The organism is uncultured Piscinibacter sp. (assembly GCF_937952055.1).
GTDB lineage: Bacteria > Pseudomonadota > Gammaproteobacteria > Burkholderiales > Burkholderiaceae_C > Piscinibacter.
The window spans coordinates 291,252-305,213 of sequence record NZ_CALFYO010000019.1 but is presented as its reverse complement, the minus strand read 5'-3'; the positions used below and the strand labels follow the sequence as shown (position 1 = coordinate 305,213).

The window sequence follows — 13,962 nt, the reverse complement described above, 5'->3', positions numbered from 1 at the left end:
GCAATTCTCCTGGGGCATGGCGATGCCCCATTCTGCCCGCGCGAGCCGGCCCCGCGCTCAGCGGCCGAGCCAGCCGAACAGGCTGCGGCGCGGCTCGGCCTGGGCGATCGTGCTGCTGCGCGTGACCATCAGGTTCGAGGCGAGGTACAGCGCATTGAGCATGCGCGCACCTCGCTCGGCGCTCATGCCGGGCCAGGCGGCGATCTGCTTGAGCGAAGCGGCCTCGCGGCGCAGGCGCTCGGCGGCGGCGCCCAGCGCACCGGGCAAGTTCAGATCGTCGACGCGCAGGTTGCGCAGCACCCGATAGGCCGCCGTGCCGCCGATCTCCTGCAGCAAGCGGCCACGCGGGCCGTGCAGGGCGAGGCGCCACAGCGCCGGGGCGAGCGAGTAGTAGCAGTCATCGGCGGCGACGCGGTCGCTCATCGGATGTCCGGGCGGGCGAAAGGCCGGTGGCTCGATGCCCATCGCGGTGACGCGCGCCAGCGAGCCCTCGGGCGCTTCGGTCAGCGGGCGCGGCGAGTGGTAGATCATCTGCGCCGGGAAGATGGTCACCGGCCAGACCAGTTCGGCAAACCGCAGGTAGACCAGCGCCGGCTCCTGCAGGCGCACGCAGGCAGCCAGCACCTCGAGCGCGTCGGATTCCTCGTGGCGGCGCTCCAACGCGGTGACCTCCGCCATCAGGGTGCTCGACAGCATGGTCGGGCCGTCCAGACCCCGTTGCGACTGCTCGTGCAGCCGGTCAAACGAGCTGACTGCCCAGAGGGTCGACGCGTGTTCTTCGATGGGCATGGGTTCTCCGCTGATTCACTCTTGCTGAATGGTCAGTATGCACATTCGATCCGGCGTTGCCTATGGGCAATCACCGTCCCGATGCTCCCCGCCGGTAACACCAGCGCCCAGGGCAGAAGGTCCATCGCCCACAGCGTCGCACCGCTGACCAGGCTCCAGACTAACGGAATTACCCACCAGAACATCGCGACTGCGCGGTAAGCGGGCACGAACATCAGTAACACGCCGAGCGTGCCCAGGACAGTGGCATCGGGCGTCAGGCCGAAACTCTCGGTTTCAATCCAGGCGCGGCCGAAGGCCGGGGGGAGCAGCGGCATGACGACCAGCGCAGCCAGCAGCAGCCCCGGTCCGAGGGCCGACGGCCGAGCGATGCGGCGCACCCTGACGGCGGCCAGTGCCAGCAGCAGTGCCTGCAGGGCAAAGGCAGCGGCGAAACCCTGAGCCGCCCAGTTGATCGGCGCGTAGCGCACCCAGTGGAAGGCCCAGGCGATCCAGGCCCAGGACAGCGCCAGCGCGAGCAGCAGCGCCCGCGGCGCCCAGGCGGCACCGCGCCACAGCGCCACGAGCAGCAGCCCCCACAGCGCCGCCACCAGCGGCTGCGCCGGCCACAGCCACTGGTGGTACAGCTCGAACAGCCGGAAGTAGGTGCGCGGCGAGAAGAGCAGGAAGTCGGACAGCCGGTAGGTCCACCACTCGGTCATGGCGGCACCGCGGCGATCCGGCTACAGCGACGCGACATGCGCGGACATGCGCGCACGCGTCGCGTCATCGGGCATCGCGCCGCGCGCCGCGCCGAGGTTCTGTCGCACGTGCGCCACGCTGCTGGTGGCCGGGATCGCGCAGGTCACCGCCGGGTGCGAGACGATGAACTTCAGGACGAACTGCGCCCAGCCGTCCACGCCGAGTTCCCCCGCCCAGGGCGGCAGCCTGTGGCGCTGCAGTTGGCGCAGCAGCGCACCCTCGCGAAACGGCCGGTTGGCGATGACGGCGATGCCGCGCTCCCGCGCCAGCGGCAGGATGCGCTGCTCGACCTCGCGGTCCAGCGGGTTGTAGCTGACCTGCACGAAGTCGAGCGGCTGCGTGCCCATCAGTTTCTCGATCTCGGCGTGGCGGCGGCCTTCGGAGGTGGTGATGCCGACATAGCGCAGCCGGCCGGCGGCCTTCATGGCGAACAGCGTCGGCAGGTGCTCCTCCCACGCGAGCAGGTTGTGCACCTGCAGCAGGTCGAAGCGCGGCACGCCCCAGTGGCGGCGCGAAGCCTCGATCTGCTCAGGGCCCCTGGCGCCCGCGCCGGTCCACACCTTGTCGGCCGAGAACACCGGCGCCGCGCGGCCCAGCCTGGCCAGGCCATGGCCGATCACGGACTGCGAGGAGCCGTACATCGGCGAAGAGTCGATCATGCGACCGCCAGCGTCGAAGAAGGAACGCATCACCTCGGCGCAGGCGTCGCGCGCTTGCGGGTCATTGCCGACGTTGAAGGTGATCCAGCTGCCGAGGCCGACAACAGGCAGGCGCTCGCCGCTGGAGGGAATGGGCTTGGTGGCCACGGCCGGAACCTGGGCGAACGCGCTCGGCACCGCGAGCGCCGGCACGGCGGCTGCCAATCCCTGCAGCAGGCCACGGCGCCGTGCATCGATCATGGCCGCGGTCCCGCCTTCAGCCGCCGGCACGCTTGGCCGCATGGCCTTCGTCGGCCAGCAGTTGCAGCACGCGGTCCACATGGTCGCCCTGGATCTCGAGCACGCCGTCCTTCAGCGCACCGCCGGCACCGCAGGCGCTGCGCAGTCGCTTGCCGAGCGCAGTCATCCCCTCGCCGTCGAGCGCGAGGCCGCGCACCAGCGTCACCGTCTTGCCGCCGCGACCCTTGCTCTCGCGGCTGACGCGCACCTGGCCACTGCCGCGCGGTGCGGCCTGTGCCCGCTGTGCGCAGCGGCAGGCTGCCAGCGGCTGTCGGCATTGCGGGCACATGCGCCCACCGTCGGTCGAATACACCAAGGCCATGGGGTGCTGATTCTTCCACGCCGGAGGGGTTCCGATGCAACAGGACTGGATGCGTATACAGTCCCCATCCTGCACCGCCGCGTCATGGTTTCGACCGCCCTCGCCCCGCCCGCCGATCCGTTCGCCTCGCTCAACGACGAGCAGCGCTGCGCCGTCGAGCACGGCCTCGCGGGCGCGCCCGGCGGGCCCCTGCTGGTCATCGCCGGCGCCGGCACCGGCAAGACGATGACGCTGGCCGCGCGCGTAGCCCGCCTGGTGCTCGGCGGCGCCGACCCGAACCGCCTGCTGCTGCTCACCTTCTCGCGCCGTGCCGCGCAGGAAATGGAGCGCCGTGCCGGCCGGCTGCTGCACGGCGCGCTCGGCCTGCGCGCCACGCAGGCCGCGCCCGCCCTGCCCTGGTCGGGCACCTTCCATTCGATCGGAGCGCGGCTGCTGCGCGAGCACGCCGCCTCGCTCGGCCTTGCGCCGCAGTTCACCATCCTCGACCGCGGCGATGCCGAGGACCTGATGGGCCTGGTGCGCCAGGGGCTCGAGCTCGGTGCCAGCGGCCAGCGCTTTCCCCTCAAGGGCACCTGCCTGGCGATCTACTCCCGCGTGGTCAACGCGCAGCAGGGCGTGGCGGAGGTGGTACGGACGCTCTTCCCCTGGTGCCTGGGCTGGGAGAGCGAGTTGAAGCGGCTGTTCCGCGCCTATGTCGACGCCAAGCAGCAGCAGCAGGTGCTCGACTACGACGACCTGCTGCTGTACTGGCAGCAGATGATGGAGGAGCCCGCGCTCGCGCGGGCGATCGGCGCGCGCTTCGACCAGGTGCTGGTCGACGAATACCAGGACACCAACCGGCTGCAGGCGGCCGTGCTGCGCGCGCTCAAGCCCGATGGCCGCGGACTCACCGTGGTCGGCGACGACGCGCAGGCGATCTATTCGTTCCGCGCCGCCGAGGTGCGCAACATCCTCGAGTTCCCGGCGCAGTTCGAGCCGCCGGCGCGGGTGGTCACGCTGACGCGCAACTACCGCTCCACGCAGCCCATCCTCGATGCCTCGAACGCAGTCATCGCGCTGGCCGCCGAGCGCTTCACGAAAGACCTGCACAGCGAGCGCGGCGGCGCAAAGCCGCGCTTGGTGACGGTGGCCGACGAGATGGCGCAGGCGCGCTGGGTCGCCGACGAGGTGCTGCTGCTGCGCGAAGGCGGGCTGCCGCTGAAGCGCCAGGCGGTGCTGTTCCGCACCGGCCACCACAGCGCGGCACTGGAGCTGGAACTGACGCGCCGCGGCATCCCGTTCGTGAAGTTCGGCGGCCTGAAGTTCCTCGAGGCCGCGCATGTGAAGGACCTGCTCTCGGTGCTGCGCTGGGTGCAGAACCCGCGCGGCCGGCTGGCCGGCTTCCGCGTCTCGCAACTCATTCCTGGGCTGGGCCCGGCCTCGTCGCGACGGCTGCTCGATGCCATGGACTCGGCGGCCGATCCGCTGCAGGCGATGCACGCGTTCAAGCCGCCCGCGGCCGCCGCGCACGAGTGGAGCGCCTGGCTCGTCGCGCACCGTGCCTTGGCCGAAGCGCCCTGGCCCGGGGCCATCGGCCTCGCGCTGCGCTGGTACGAGCCGCATCTGGAGCGCCTGCACGAGGACGCCGCCATCCGCCGCGCCGACCTGGCGCAGCTCGAGCGCATTGCCGCGCAGTCGCCCAGCCGCGAGCGCTTCCTCGCTGACCTGACGCTGGACCCGCCGGAGGCGACGAGCGACGAAGCCGACCAGCCGCACCGCGACGAGGACTACCTGATCCTCTCGACCATGCATTCCGCCAAGGGCCAGGAATGGAGTTCGGTGCACGTGCTCAACGCGGTCGACGGCTGCATGCCGGCCGACCTGGCCACCGGCCATGCGGCGGAGATCGAGGAAGAGCGCCGCCTGCTCTACGTGGCCATGACGCGCGCCAAGCACCACCTCGCCCTGCTTGTGCCGCAGAAGTTCCACGTCACACAGCAGTCGAAGTACGGCGACCGCCACCTCTATGGATCGCTGACGCGCTTCATCCCGCAGGCGCTGGCGCAGCAGCACTTCGACCGCGTCGCGCCAATGGCGGCACAGCCGGCCGAGACGCCGGCTGCGGCGCTGCCCGCGATCGACCTGATGGCGCGCGTGCGGCGCGCCTTCTGAAGGACGCGGGGAATGCGACTACTCCATCGCCACGCCCGACTCGATCTCCACCGCCGCCGTCTTCACGGCGCGGCCCTTGCGACCGCGCGCCGACGGCTTCGCCTTGGCGGCGCGATTCTTCGCCGCGGTCCCGACCTTGGCCGCACGCTTCTTCGCGCCGGGCGCCGCCGCAGGGGCGTCGATCAGGAAGGCATCGCGATTCTTGGCGTCGGCGATCCACGCCGGCGGCCGACCTCGACCGGTCCAGGTCTGGCCGGTCTTCGGGTCGCGGTACTTCGCCACGCCCGCGGCGGCACCGCGCGCAGCGGCGGCACGCTTGCGGCCCGCGGCACGAGCGCCGCCGAGGCCGAGGTCTGCCGCCGTGAGGCCATAGTCGGCGATCACCTGGCGCACCTGCGCGATGATGGTCCTGAGTTCCTGGCGCCGCAGTTCCTCGGCTTCCTTCTCGAGCTTTGCGATCTGCGCTCGTACGGCCTGATAGGTTTTCATGGCGTTCCTTGGTTGATCCAGGGGGAGGCGTCCCCCAACGACAGGACGGGCGCCATTGTCACCGAGCCGGCCTCAGCCCTCGTCAGGCAGTTCGGGCTGCGGCCAGTCCAGCAGTTCGGCCAGCCGCCGCACCACCCAGAGCGCCTCGGCGGCGCTCACGCCCGCGTCCTCGCCGAGCAGGCCGCGGTGGCAGCGCAGCAGCACCTCGTCCTCGCACAGTCCGGCGCCGAAGAGCATCGCACGCGCATGCTCCACCATCGCCTGCGCGAGGTCCTCGCAGAATTCATGGCGCGCCGCCAGCTCCTGCATCGGCAGAATCGGCTTGCTGCGCCCGGGGCGAAGGTACAACGCGACGAAGGCTTCCGGAACCAGGATCTGCGAGTGTTCGTCCATGCCTCGAGTGTGACCCAGGGACATTCCCCACCATGCGCATCGTCTTCCTCGACTTCGGCGGCGTGACCCATCCGGCCGGCGCGGACGCCGCCGCCCGTGCCGCGCCGGTCAGCGGCGTCAGCCTGGAGGCGTTCTGCTGGTTCGACATCCTGCCCGGGTTGCTGGCGGGCCACGACGACGCCTTCGTGGTGGTGCACTCCAACTGGCGCTACGCCCACTCGCCCGAGCAAATCGGCGCGCTGCTCGGCGACCTCGGCCCGCGCTACCTCGGCTGCACGCCGCCGGGCGACCGCTACGCCAGCATCCTGGCCTGGCTGGCGCGCCACCCCACGGTATCGTCCTACCGCATCCTCGACGACTCGCCGCTCGCCTTCGGCGACCCGCCGCCGCCCGAGCTGATCATCTGCGACCCGCGCACCGGGCTGTCCGAGCCGCACGTGCAGGCGCAGATCCGCGAGTGGCTGGCGACGAGCTGAGCGGCGGCGGTCGAACCCGCCGCGTCGGGCCTCAGCCCATCTTCACCGCGGTGCCGCTGACCGACACCATCATCATGCCGTTGGTCTCGCCGAGCACCTCGTAGTCGAAGTCGATGCCGACCACGCCGTCGGCGCCCATGTCCTTCGCCGCCTCCTTCATGTCCGCCAGCGCGGCGTCGCGCGCGCTGGCCAGCGCCCGCTCGTAGCCGCCTGCACGGCCACCGACCACGTCGCGGATCGACGAGAACATGTCGCGGAAGATGTTCGCGCCGATGATCGCCTCGCCATTGACCACGCCGAGGTACCTGTCGACGCGCGCCGCCTCGCCGTTCGGCTGGATGGTGGCAAGGAAGAAGCCGTCGTCGGCCTTGGAGAACCAGCCCATGTCGCGCTCCCGAGGAGGTGAAGAAGAGCGGTGACGATAACGCGGCTCAGCGCCGGCCGATCAAGCCCTCGGCGCGCATCCACTCGAGCGTGTCGGCGAGCAGTGCGTCCAGCGGCGTCTCGCGGTAGCCGAGCTCGCGCTTCGCCTTGGACGAATCGACGCGCAGGTGGTGGCAGGTCAGCGTCGCGCCCTCCGGCGTGACCTCGGGCTCGCGGCCGCTCACGCGCGACCAGCCGTCGAGCAGCCGCGCGTAGGCCATCAGCACCCAGGCCGGGGTGGCGCGCGCGGGCGTGCGCCGGCCGAGCATCGCGCCGACGCGGTGCACGAAGTCGGCGAAGCTGGCGTGTTCGCCACCGACGAGGTAGGCCTCGCCGAAGCGGCGCTGCCGCCAGGCGCGCACCTGCGCCGCGGCGACCTCGCGCACGTCGGCGAAGGCGCCGCTGCCGGGCGGGATGCCCGGCAGCGCCTCGCGGTCGACCATGCCGATCAGCCGCGACCAGTTGTGGCGGTCGCCCGGGCCGAGGATGTGCGAGGGGTTGAAGACGATCCACGGCAAGGCGCTCGCGCGCACCGCCTGTTCGCCGAGGTGCTTGCTGCGCTCGTAGTTGATCCAGCTGTCGACACCGCGCTGTGGCACGGCCTCGGTCAGCGTCTCGTGCACGAGGTGCGAGAACGCCGACACCGACGAGGTGTGCACGAAGGCCTGCACGCCCGCGGCCTCGGCGGCGCGCAGCAGCGCCTGCGTGCCGGTGACGTTGGTGGCGGTCTGCTCGGCGGCGCGCGGCTTCCACACGCTGGTGTCGCCGGCGGCGTGGAACACCGCCTCGCAGCCGGCCAGCGCCTTCGCCAGCGAGCCCGCGTCGGCAAGCTCGGCGCGCACCGGCACGCCGCCCAGCGCGGCCAGCGCGGTGTCCGTCTCGGTGCGGCGCGACAGCGCGAGAACCTCGCAGCCGGCGGCGCGCAGTTCGCGCAGCAGGTGGCCGCCGAGGAAGCCGCTGCCGCCGGTGAGGAAGACTCTCACGGCATCCCCTTGCGCATGCCGAACTCCGGGATGTGGGTCATATCGCCCGCCGATTCATCGGCGCGCACCGCGGGTGCCGGCGGCGGCGCCTCTTGACCGATGCTAATGCAGACGATGCTGCCGATCGGCCCCGATCCGCCATACGCTGCATTCCTGCCCTTGCGCGCCGCGAGGCTGGCCATGGCGATCGACGACTTCCTCGAGCTCGACGGCCTCGAGGGCGAGGCCACCCAGACGGACCACCGCGGCGAGATCGGGCTGCTGTCCCGGAGCTGCGGCGTCACCAACGAGCCGCCCGCCGGCGGTGGCGCAGGCTCGGGCCGCGCGAAGCCTCAGCTGCTGCGCCACGCGGTCAGAACGGCCGGCACTGGCGCAGCGCGGGGCTCGGTGCACGCCGCCCCGGTGCGGGTGAACTGGAACGTTCGTACCTCGCAAGTGAGCCAGGTCAACCCGGCCCGCCCGCTCCGGCCTAGATTCGCCTGCAGGCCGCCGCGGGGTGCGGCAAAAGGACATGTCGATGAAGAACTGGCTGGTGGTGGCGAACGCGTCGCGCGCACGCGTGCTGGAAGAGGCGGACGAGGGGCGGGGCTACGTGTACGTGGACGACCTGGTGCATCCGCAGAGCCGGCAGAAGGGCGGAGAGCTCGACTTCGATCGTCCCGGGCACATCACCAGCGGCGCGCATGGCGCCGGCAGTGCCGAGTACCGGCCGCGCGTCGAGCCCCACGAGCGCGAGGTCGAGCACTTTGCCGCGGAACTGGCCGGCAAGCTCGACGCCGGCATCGCAGACGGCCGCTGTGCCGGGCTGGTGCTGGTGGCGTCGAATCCCTTCCTGGGGCACCTGAAGGCGCACCTGGGCGCGCAGGCGCGCCAGCGTGTGCTGCGCACGGTGGCGCACGACTACACGACGCTGAGCGACGCCGATCTGGCGCAACGGCTGGCTGCGGGCTGAGGCCGCGCCCCGCACGCCCCGCAAGGACAGGCGCCATGATGAAGGTCTTGATCGCGATCGACGGTTCCGACCATGCCCGCCGCGCCATCGACACCGCGGCGCGGCTCGCCCAGCAGGGCGCAGCCATCGACGCCGTGCTGTTGAATGTGCGCGAGAGCCCGGCCTACTACGGCGAACTGCCGCCGTTCGACTACGCCTCGCTGGACAAGGCGCTGGGCGAGCGACAGGCTAGCGTGCTCGAGGCGGCGCTGACTCAGGCGCGCGCTGCAGGGCTGACGACGCTGGCCACACAGGCTGCCGACGGACCGCCGGCGCGCGAGATCGCGCGCGTCGCGGCGGAACGCGGTGTCGACTGCATCGTCATGGGCACGCGCGGCATGAACGCGCTCGGCGGCCTGCTGCTCGGATCGGTGGCGCAGCGCGTCGTGCACCTCGCCACCGTGCCAGTGATGCTGGTGAAGTGAGCGCGGCGGCGAGGGCAAGCTCGCCGCCGCGCGCCCCGGCGCTCAACCAACCGACAGCTTCTTGCTGGAACTCGTCGCCTTCTTCGGCAGGCGGAGTTCGAGCACGCCGTTCTGGTACTTGGCGTCGGCCTTGGCATCGTCGATGTCACTGGCCAGCGCGAAGCTGCGGCTGGCGAAGCCGTACTGGCGCTCGCTGCGCAGCACGCGGCCTTCCTTCTTCTCCTCTTTCTCCTGCTTGACCTCGGCGCTGATCGTCACCTGATTGCGATCGATGCGCACGTCGATGTCTTCCTTCTTCACGCCGGGGATCTCGGCCTTCACGAGGTAGCTGTCGTCGTGCTCGCTGAGGTCAATCTTGATCTGCGGCGCACGCTCGGCGCCTTCGAAGCGCCACGGGCGCAGCAGATTGCGGAAGCTGGTCTCCAGCGGGTCCAATTCGAACAGATCCTTCACGCGCAGTTCGTGCATTGCTTCTCTCCTGTTGCATGAGGGCTTGCGCCCCCGGGAGCGGAATGCTCGCGCTTGAAAAGCGGGAGAAATTGAGGGCGCGCAACGCAGGCGCGCGATGCCCTCCCCCCACAAGGGTAGGAATATTCCGAGTGGCGACTCGGAATGCCCGCAGGCCGGCTCCGGGGCATTCCCACAGCGAAACGCACCCATCGCCGATTGCCGCCTGCGCCAGGGGATACCAAGCTGTGAGCCAGATCACGAATGACAGCTCAGGAGCCCAACATGTCTTCAGTCCCGTCGATCGCCGCCGCCAGCCTGTCCGGGCACGACGGCTGGTTCATGCAGCGCTGCGCGCTCACCGCCTCGGCGCCGGCGCCGATGCACGAGTTGCTGCACGCCGTCGGCTGCGAAGCCGAGCCCGCCGTTGCCGCGCCGACAGACGAGCTCAGCGTGCCGGTGTGGCGCGCTCGTTCCGGCGCCGTGCTGCTGCACGAGGGAGCGCAGCCGGAGACGGTGCACGTGGTGCGCTCGGGCAGCTTCAAGTGCGTGAAGACCTCGGAGGACGGCTATGAACAGGTGCTGGCCTTCGTCGGTCCGGGGGAGGTGCTCGGCTTCGAGGCGATCAGCCGCGGACGCCACACCTGCAGCGCGGTGGCGCTGGAGGACGCGACGGTGTTCTCGCTGCCGCTGCGCGATCTCGACCGCTGGCGCCAGCACCATCCCGCACTGGACCACGCGCTGCAGTTCGCGCTCAGCCGCCAGTTGGCGCGTGCCGGCGAGATCGCCGAGATGATGGCCGCGGTGGCCGCCGAGACGCGGCTGGCACGGTTCCTCGTCTGGCTGTCCGGCTGCATGGCCGAGCGTGGACAGTCGCCTCGGCGGCTGTACCTGCGCATGAGCCGACGCGACATCGCCAGCCTGCTCGGCGTGGCGCACGAGACGGTGAGCCGGTCCTTCACCGCGCTGTCCGACTGGGGCTACCTGCACGTGGACAACCGCGAAGTGGAGATCCTCGACGTCGCCTCGCTGCGCCAGTGCACGCGCAACACCCGCGGCCTGCCCGAGGATGCGCCGCGCCACGGCTCGAACGGCCGGCAGCGCAGCGCGCCGCGCATGCTCGCTGCCGCGGCCTGACGGCCGATGCCCGCGTGGCGCGCCCGCCATGAACCCGTGGCGAAAGGAATGCGCGTTCCGTGGCCGGTTGGTGATGGTCGGCTTCGGCTGCATCGGCCAGGGCGTGGTGCCCCTGCTGCTGCGCCACATCGAGATGAGCGCTCGCCAGATGCTGATCGTCGCCCCGGGCGACGAAGGCGACATGGTGGTGCAGTCCTACGGCGTGCATCGGCTGAAGGTCCACCTGACGGCGGACAACCTTGCGCAGGTGCTGCGCCCGCTGCTCGGCGAAGGCGACTTCCTGCTCAACCTGTCGGTGGACGTGAGCAGCACCGCGCTGATCACCTTCTGCAGGCGCTTCGGAGCGCTGTACCTCGACACCTGCATCGAACCCTGGGCCGGCGGCTACTTCGATGCCGGACGGCCGTCGGCACAGCGCACCAACCACGCGTTGCGCGAGGCCGCGCTGGCACTGCGCGAGCCGGATCTCCGCGGACCCACCGCGGTGCTGACGCATGGTGCCAATCCGGGCCTGGTGTCGCACTTCGTCCGGCAGGCGCTGCTCGACCTCGCCCCGGGCGTTGACGCGGGCCTCCTGGACGAGGCGGCGCCCGGTCGCTGGGCGCGTCTCGCGCAGAGGCTGGGCGTGAAGGTCGTCCACATCGCCGAGCGCGACACGCAGATGGCGCCGCGCCGCAAGGCACCGGGCGAGTTCGTCAACACCTGGTCGGCCCTTGCCTTCGTCAGCGAGGGTTGCCAGCCGGCCGAGCTGGGCTGGGGCACGCACGAGCGCCACTTTCCCGCCGACGGCCGGCGCCACGCACAGGGCTCGCCGGCCGCCATCTACCTCGAGCGGCCCGGTGCCGCGACGCAGGTCAGGAGCTGGACGCCGCTGTGCGGCGCGCAGCACGCCTTCCTGATCACCCACGGCGAGTCGATCTCGATCGCCGACCACCTCACGCTCGGCGACCCGCAACGGCCCGATTACCGCCCCACGGTGCACTACGCCTACCACCCCTGCGACGATGCGCTGTTGTCGCTGCACGAACTGGCCGGGCGCAACTGGCGCATGCAGCCGCGCTCGCGCGTGCTGAAGGACGACATAGCCAGCGGCGTCGACGAACTGGGCGTGCTGCTGATGGGCCCGGCGCAGGGCGCCTACTGGTACGGCTCGCGCTTGTCGATCGAGCAGGCCCGCGCGCTGGCGCCGGAGAACAGCGCCACCAGCCTGCAGGTCGCCGCGGCGGTGATGGCCGGCGTGATCTGGGCGATGCGCAACCCGCGGCACGACGTGGTCGAGCCCGACGACCTGCCGCACGACGAGATCCTGGCGATGTGCCGTCCCTACCTCGGCGAGCTGTTCGGCGTGTTCACCGAGTGGACGCCGCTGGAAGGCCGGGGCCGGCTCTTCGCCGAGGACCTCGACACGTCCGACCCCTGGCAGTTCAAGAACTTCCGAGTGACCTGATACCAGAAGAGGCACACCATGGCAGCGAAACGACTCCTGTTCGGCGATGACGCACGCGAGCGCATGCGCCACGGCATCGACACCCTGGCCGAGGCGGTCAAGGTGACGCTCGGCCCACGCGGCCGCACGGTGATCCTGGAGCGTGACTTCGGGCCGCCGCAGATCGTCAACTCGGGCGTGCTGGTGGCCAAGTCGGTCGAGCTGGAAGACCGCTTCGAGAACATGGGCGCGCAGATGCTGCGCGAGGTGGCCGCTCGCACCAGCGAGAAGGCCGGCGACGGCACCACCACCGCCACCGTGCTGGCGCACGCCATGATCGACGAGGGCATGCGCTTCCTCGCCGGCGGCATGAACCCGATGGACCTCAAGCGCGGCATGGAGCAAGCGGTCGACGCCGTGGTCGAGGAGCTCAGGCGGCTGGCGCGGCCGTGCGAGACCTCGCAGGAGATCGCCCACGTGGCCGCCATCTCGGCCAACAACGACCGCTCGATCGGCGAGCTGCTCGCCGGCGCGATCGACAAGGTCGGCCGCGAGGGCGCGATCTCGATCGAGGACGGCTCGGGCCTGGCCAGCGAACTGGAGGTGGTGGAGGGCCTGCAGTTCGACCGCGGCTTCCTGTCGCCCTACTTCATGAACAACCCCGAGCGCCAGACGGCCGTGCTGGAAGACGCGGCGATCCTGCTCTGCGACAAGCACCTCGCCTCGCTGCAGGACCTGCTGCCGCTGCTGGAAGAGGTGGTGAAGGCCGGCCGGCCGCTGCTGGTCATCGCCGAGGAGGTGGAGAGCGACGCGCTGGCCACCCTCGTGATCAACACCATCCGCGGCACCCTCAAGACCTGCGCGGTGAAGGCGCCGGGATTCGGCGACCGGCGCAAGGCGATGTTGCAGGACATCGCCGTGCTCACCGGCGGCCAGGTGGTCAGCGACGAGCTCGGACTCACGCTCGCCAAGGCGCGGCTGTCGAATCTGGGCCGCGCCAAGCGCGTCGAGGTGGGCAAGGACGACACCACCATCATCGGCGGCGTGGGCGACGCGTCGGCGATCAAGGACCGCATCGCCAGCATCCGGAAGGAGCGCGACGCCGCCAGCAGCGACTACGACCGCGAGAAGCTCGACGAGCGCATCGCCAAGCTCTCCGGCGGCGTGGCGCTGATCAAGGTCGGCGCGGCCACCGAGACCGAACTGAAGGAACGCAAGATCCGCGTCGAGGATGCGCTGCACGCCACCCGAGCCGCGGTGGAGGAAGGCATCGTGCCCGGCGGCGGCGTGGCGCTGCTGCGCTGCCGCCGCGTGCTCGCCGACCTGAAGGGACCGTCGCTGGACCATGACTCCGGCGTCCGCATCGTCGCGCGCGCGCTCGAGGAACCGCTGCGCCGCATCGTCGTCAACGCCGGAGACGAGCCGTCGGTCGTGCTGCACCGCGTCGAGCGGTCCGACGGCGTGGCGCAGGGCTACAACGCCGCCACGCGCGAGTACGGCGACCTGCTGCAGATGGGCGTGATCGACCCCGCCAAGGTGACGCGGCTGGCGCTGCAGAACGCCGCCTCCATCGCCGCGCTGATCCTCACCACCGACTGCATGATCGCCAACGCGCCGGCGCCGAAGGCGGCGGGCATGCCTGGGGGCGGGATGGCGCCGGAGTTCTAGGACGGCGTCGAGAGCGGGGCGTCGCAGCGGTCACGGCAGACCCGGCGGCGCAGCACGACACGGTCCTCGAGGCCCGTCCATGCGCCCCGGACCGAGCCGCTCGAGGGCGCCGCGAGGCGGTTCGGGCACCGACCATGGTGCCTTGCAGATGGTCTTCGAGCTT

17 protein-coding genes are annotated in these 13,962 nt (G+C 71.1%); 7 read left to right on the top strand and 10 right to left on the bottom strand.

Translation table 11 applies throughout. The features are described from left to right. Window positions 1-57: 57 nt before the first annotated feature. The 4 genes from Q0599_RS08855 to Q0599_RS08840 are packed head-to-tail and all read right to left on the bottom strand — an operon-like array spanning window position 58 to window position 2,790. The gene (locus Q0599_RS08855) at window positions 58-789 is read right to left on the bottom strand and encodes a hypothetical protein (protein ID WP_298828482.1); all 732 of its coding nucleotides are present in this window, start codon (window positions 787-789) and stop codon (window positions 58-60) included. Window positions 790-821: 32 nt separating this feature from the next. Beyond that, a complete protein-coding gene (locus tag Q0599_RS08850) occupies window positions 822-1,490 on the bottom strand; it encodes a DUF6064 family protein (protein ID WP_298828480.1) in 669 nt (222 codons plus the stop codon). Window positions 1,491-1,511: 21 nt separating this feature from the next. Beyond that, window positions 1,512-2,429 carry an aldo/keto reductase gene (locus Q0599_RS08845; RefSeq protein ID WP_298828477.1) on the bottom strand — a complete coding sequence of 306 codons (918 nt, stop codon included), beginning with the start codon at window positions 2,427-2,429 and terminating at the stop codon, window positions 1,512-1,514. 16 nt (window positions 2,430-2,445) lie between these two features. Then, window positions 2,446-2,790, bottom strand: coding sequence for a translation initiation factor Sui1 (locus Q0599_RS08840; protein ID WP_298828475.1), 345 nt, complete (start codon window positions 2,788-2,790; stop codon window positions 2,446-2,448). Window positions 2,791-2,874: 84 nt separating this feature from the next. Between Q0599_RS08840 and Q0599_RS08835 the strand changes: the two genes are divergently transcribed. Further along, window positions 2,875-4,941 carry an ATP-dependent helicase gene (locus Q0599_RS08835; RefSeq protein ID WP_298828473.1) on the top strand — a complete coding sequence of 689 codons (2,067 nt, stop codon included), beginning with the start codon at window positions 2,875-2,877 and terminating at the stop codon, window positions 4,939-4,941. 18 nt (window positions 4,942-4,959) lie between these two features. Here Q0599_RS08835 and Q0599_RS08830 read toward each other — a convergent pair whose 3' ends face one another. Together Q0599_RS08830 and Q0599_RS08825 are read right to left on the bottom strand one after the other, a co-directional pair. Continuing rightward, the gene (locus Q0599_RS08830; RefSeq protein ID WP_298828470.1) at window positions 4,960-5,430 is read right to left on the bottom strand and encodes an H-NS histone family protein; all 471 of its coding nucleotides are present in this window, start codon (window positions 5,428-5,430) and stop codon (window positions 4,960-4,962) included. A 72-nt stretch (window positions 5,431-5,502) separates the two neighbouring features. Then, window positions 5,503-5,823 carry an ATPase with chaperone activity gene (locus tag Q0599_RS08825; RefSeq protein WP_298828468.1) on the bottom strand — a complete coding sequence of 107 codons (321 nt, stop codon included), beginning with the start codon at window positions 5,821-5,823 and terminating at the stop codon, window positions 5,503-5,505. Window positions 5,824-5,855: 32 nt separating this feature from the next. Here Q0599_RS08825 and Q0599_RS08820 point away from each other — a divergent pair, with 32 nt between their 5' ends. Further along, on the top strand, window positions 5,856-6,299 hold the full coding sequence (locus Q0599_RS08820; RefSeq protein WP_298828466.1) for an HAD domain-containing protein: 444 nt from the start codon (window positions 5,856-5,858) through the stop codon (window positions 6,297-6,299). 31 nt (window positions 6,300-6,330) lie between these two features. On the opposite strand, the gene Q0599_RS08815 is transcribed toward Q0599_RS08820, so the two are convergent. From Q0599_RS08815 to Q0599_RS08805, 3 genes are read right to left on the bottom strand one after another with little or no spacing between them, the layout of a single operon-like run. After that, the gene (locus Q0599_RS08815; protein ID WP_298828463.1) at window positions 6,331-6,684 is read right to left on the bottom strand and encodes a heavy metal-binding domain-containing protein; all 354 of its coding nucleotides are present in this window, start codon (window positions 6,682-6,684) and stop codon (window positions 6,331-6,333) included. Window positions 6,685-6,730: 46 nt separating this feature from the next. After that, entirely contained in the window at window positions 6,731-7,705 is a 975-nt protein-coding gene (locus Q0599_RS08810; RefSeq protein ID WP_298828460.1) for an NAD-dependent epimerase/dehydratase family protein, read from the bottom strand. Then, complete coding sequence (locus tag Q0599_RS08805; RefSeq protein ID WP_298828457.1) at window positions 7,702-7,887, bottom strand: hypothetical protein; 186 nt, start codon at window positions 7,885-7,887, stop codon at window positions 7,702-7,704. The genes Q0599_RS08810 and Q0599_RS08805 overlap by 4 nt, the downstream gene beginning before the upstream one ends. A 335-nt stretch (window positions 7,888-8,222) precedes the next feature. On the opposite strand from Q0599_RS08805, the gene Q0599_RS08800 reads away from it, so the two are divergent. Together Q0599_RS08800 and Q0599_RS08795 are read left to right on the top strand one after the other, a co-directional pair. Beyond that, the gene (locus tag Q0599_RS08800; RefSeq protein WP_298828454.1) at window positions 8,223-8,657 is read left to right on the top strand and encodes a host attachment protein; all 435 of its coding nucleotides are present in this window, start codon (window positions 8,223-8,225) and stop codon (window positions 8,655-8,657) included. 35 nt (window positions 8,658-8,692) lie between these two features. Continuing rightward, window positions 8,693-9,121 carry a universal stress protein gene (locus Q0599_RS08795; protein WP_298828451.1) on the top strand — a complete coding sequence of 143 codons (429 nt, stop codon included), beginning with the start codon at window positions 8,693-8,695 and terminating at the stop codon, window positions 9,119-9,121. A gap of 42 nt (window positions 9,122-9,163) precedes the next feature. On the opposite strand, the gene Q0599_RS08790 is transcribed toward Q0599_RS08795, so the two are convergent. Continuing rightward, on the bottom strand, window positions 9,164-9,589 hold the full coding sequence (locus Q0599_RS08790; RefSeq protein ID WP_298828449.1) for an Hsp20/alpha crystallin family protein: 426 nt from the start codon (window positions 9,587-9,589) through the stop codon (window positions 9,164-9,166). Between the two features lie 264 nt (window positions 9,590-9,853). On the opposite strand from Q0599_RS08790, the gene Q0599_RS08785 reads away from it, so the two are divergent. The 3 genes from Q0599_RS08785 to groL are packed head-to-tail and all read left to right on the top strand — an operon-like array spanning window position 9,854 to window position 13,799. Continuing rightward, window positions 9,854-10,705 (top strand): Crp/Fnr family transcriptional regulator, encoded by an 852-nt coding sequence (locus Q0599_RS08785; protein ID WP_298828447.1) that lies wholly within the window; start codon window positions 9,854-9,856, stop codon window positions 10,703-10,705. Window positions 10,706-10,733: 28 nt separating this feature from the next. Then, complete coding sequence (locus Q0599_RS08780) at window positions 10,734-12,152, top strand: saccharopine dehydrogenase C-terminal domain-containing protein (protein WP_298828445.1); 1,419 nt, start codon at window positions 10,734-10,736, stop codon at window positions 12,150-12,152. 18 nt (window positions 12,153-12,170) lie between these two features. Further along, a complete protein-coding gene (groL, locus tag Q0599_RS08775; RefSeq protein WP_298828443.1) occupies window positions 12,171-13,799 on the top strand; it encodes a chaperonin GroEL in 1,629 nt (542 codons plus the stop codon). Window positions 13,800-13,962: the final 163 nt, after the last annotated feature.

Coding starts and splice junctions, on each gene's coding strand:
- Q0599_RS08815 (WP_298828463.1), bottom strand. CDS start 6,684: ATGGGCTGGTTCTCCAAGGCCGACGACGGCTTCTTCCTTGCCACCATC.
- Q0599_RS08845 (WP_298828477.1), bottom strand. CDS start 2,429: ATGATCGATGCACGGCGCCGTGGCCTGCTGCAGGGATTGGCAGCCGCC.
- Q0599_RS08835 (WP_298828473.1), top strand. CDS start 2,875: ATGGTTTCGACCGCCCTCGCCCCGCCCGCCGATCCGTTCGCCTCGCTC.
- Q0599_RS08850 (WP_298828480.1), bottom strand. CDS start 1,490: ATGACCGAGTGGTGGACCTACCGGCTGTCCGACTTCCTGCTCTTCTCG.
- Q0599_RS08830 (WP_298828470.1), bottom strand. CDS start 5,430: ATGAAAACCTATCAGGCCGTACGAGCGCAGATCGCAAAGCTCGAGAAG.
- Q0599_RS08800 (WP_298828454.1), top strand. CDS start 8,223: ATGAAGAACTGGCTGGTGGTGGCGAACGCGTCGCGCGCACGCGTGCTG.
- Q0599_RS08825 (WP_298828468.1), bottom strand. CDS start 5,823: ATGGACGAACACTCGCAGATCCTGGTTCCGGAAGCCTTCGTCGCGTTG.
- Q0599_RS08780 (WP_298828445.1), top strand. CDS start 10,734: ATGAACCCGTGGCGAAAGGAATGCGCGTTCCGTGGCCGGTTGGTGATG.
- Q0599_RS08795 (WP_298828451.1), top strand. CDS start 8,693: ATGATGAAGGTCTTGATCGCGATCGACGGTTCCGACCATGCCCGCCGC.
- Q0599_RS08840 (WP_298828475.1), bottom strand. CDS start 2,790: ATGGCCTTGGTGTATTCGACCGACGGTGGGCGCATGTGCCCGCAATGC.
- Q0599_RS08820 (WP_298828466.1), top strand. CDS start 5,856: ATGCGCATCGTCTTCCTCGACTTCGGCGGCGTGACCCATCCGGCCGGC.
- Q0599_RS08790 (WP_298828449.1), bottom strand. CDS start 9,589: ATGCACGAACTGCGCGTGAAGGATCTGTTCGAATTGGACCCGCTGGAG.
- Q0599_RS08805 (WP_298828457.1), bottom strand. CDS start 7,887: ATGGCCAGCCTCGCGGCGCGCAAGGGCAGGAATGCAGCGTATGGCGGA.
- groL (WP_298828443.1), top strand. CDS start 12,171: ATGGCAGCGAAACGACTCCTGTTCGGCGATGACGCACGCGAGCGCATG.
- Q0599_RS08855 (WP_298828482.1), bottom strand. CDS start 789: ATGCCCATCGAAGAACACGCGTCGACCCTCTGGGCAGTCAGCTCGTTT.
- Q0599_RS08785 (WP_298828447.1), top strand. CDS start 9,854: ATGTCTTCAGTCCCGTCGATCGCCGCCGCCAGCCTGTCCGGGCACGAC.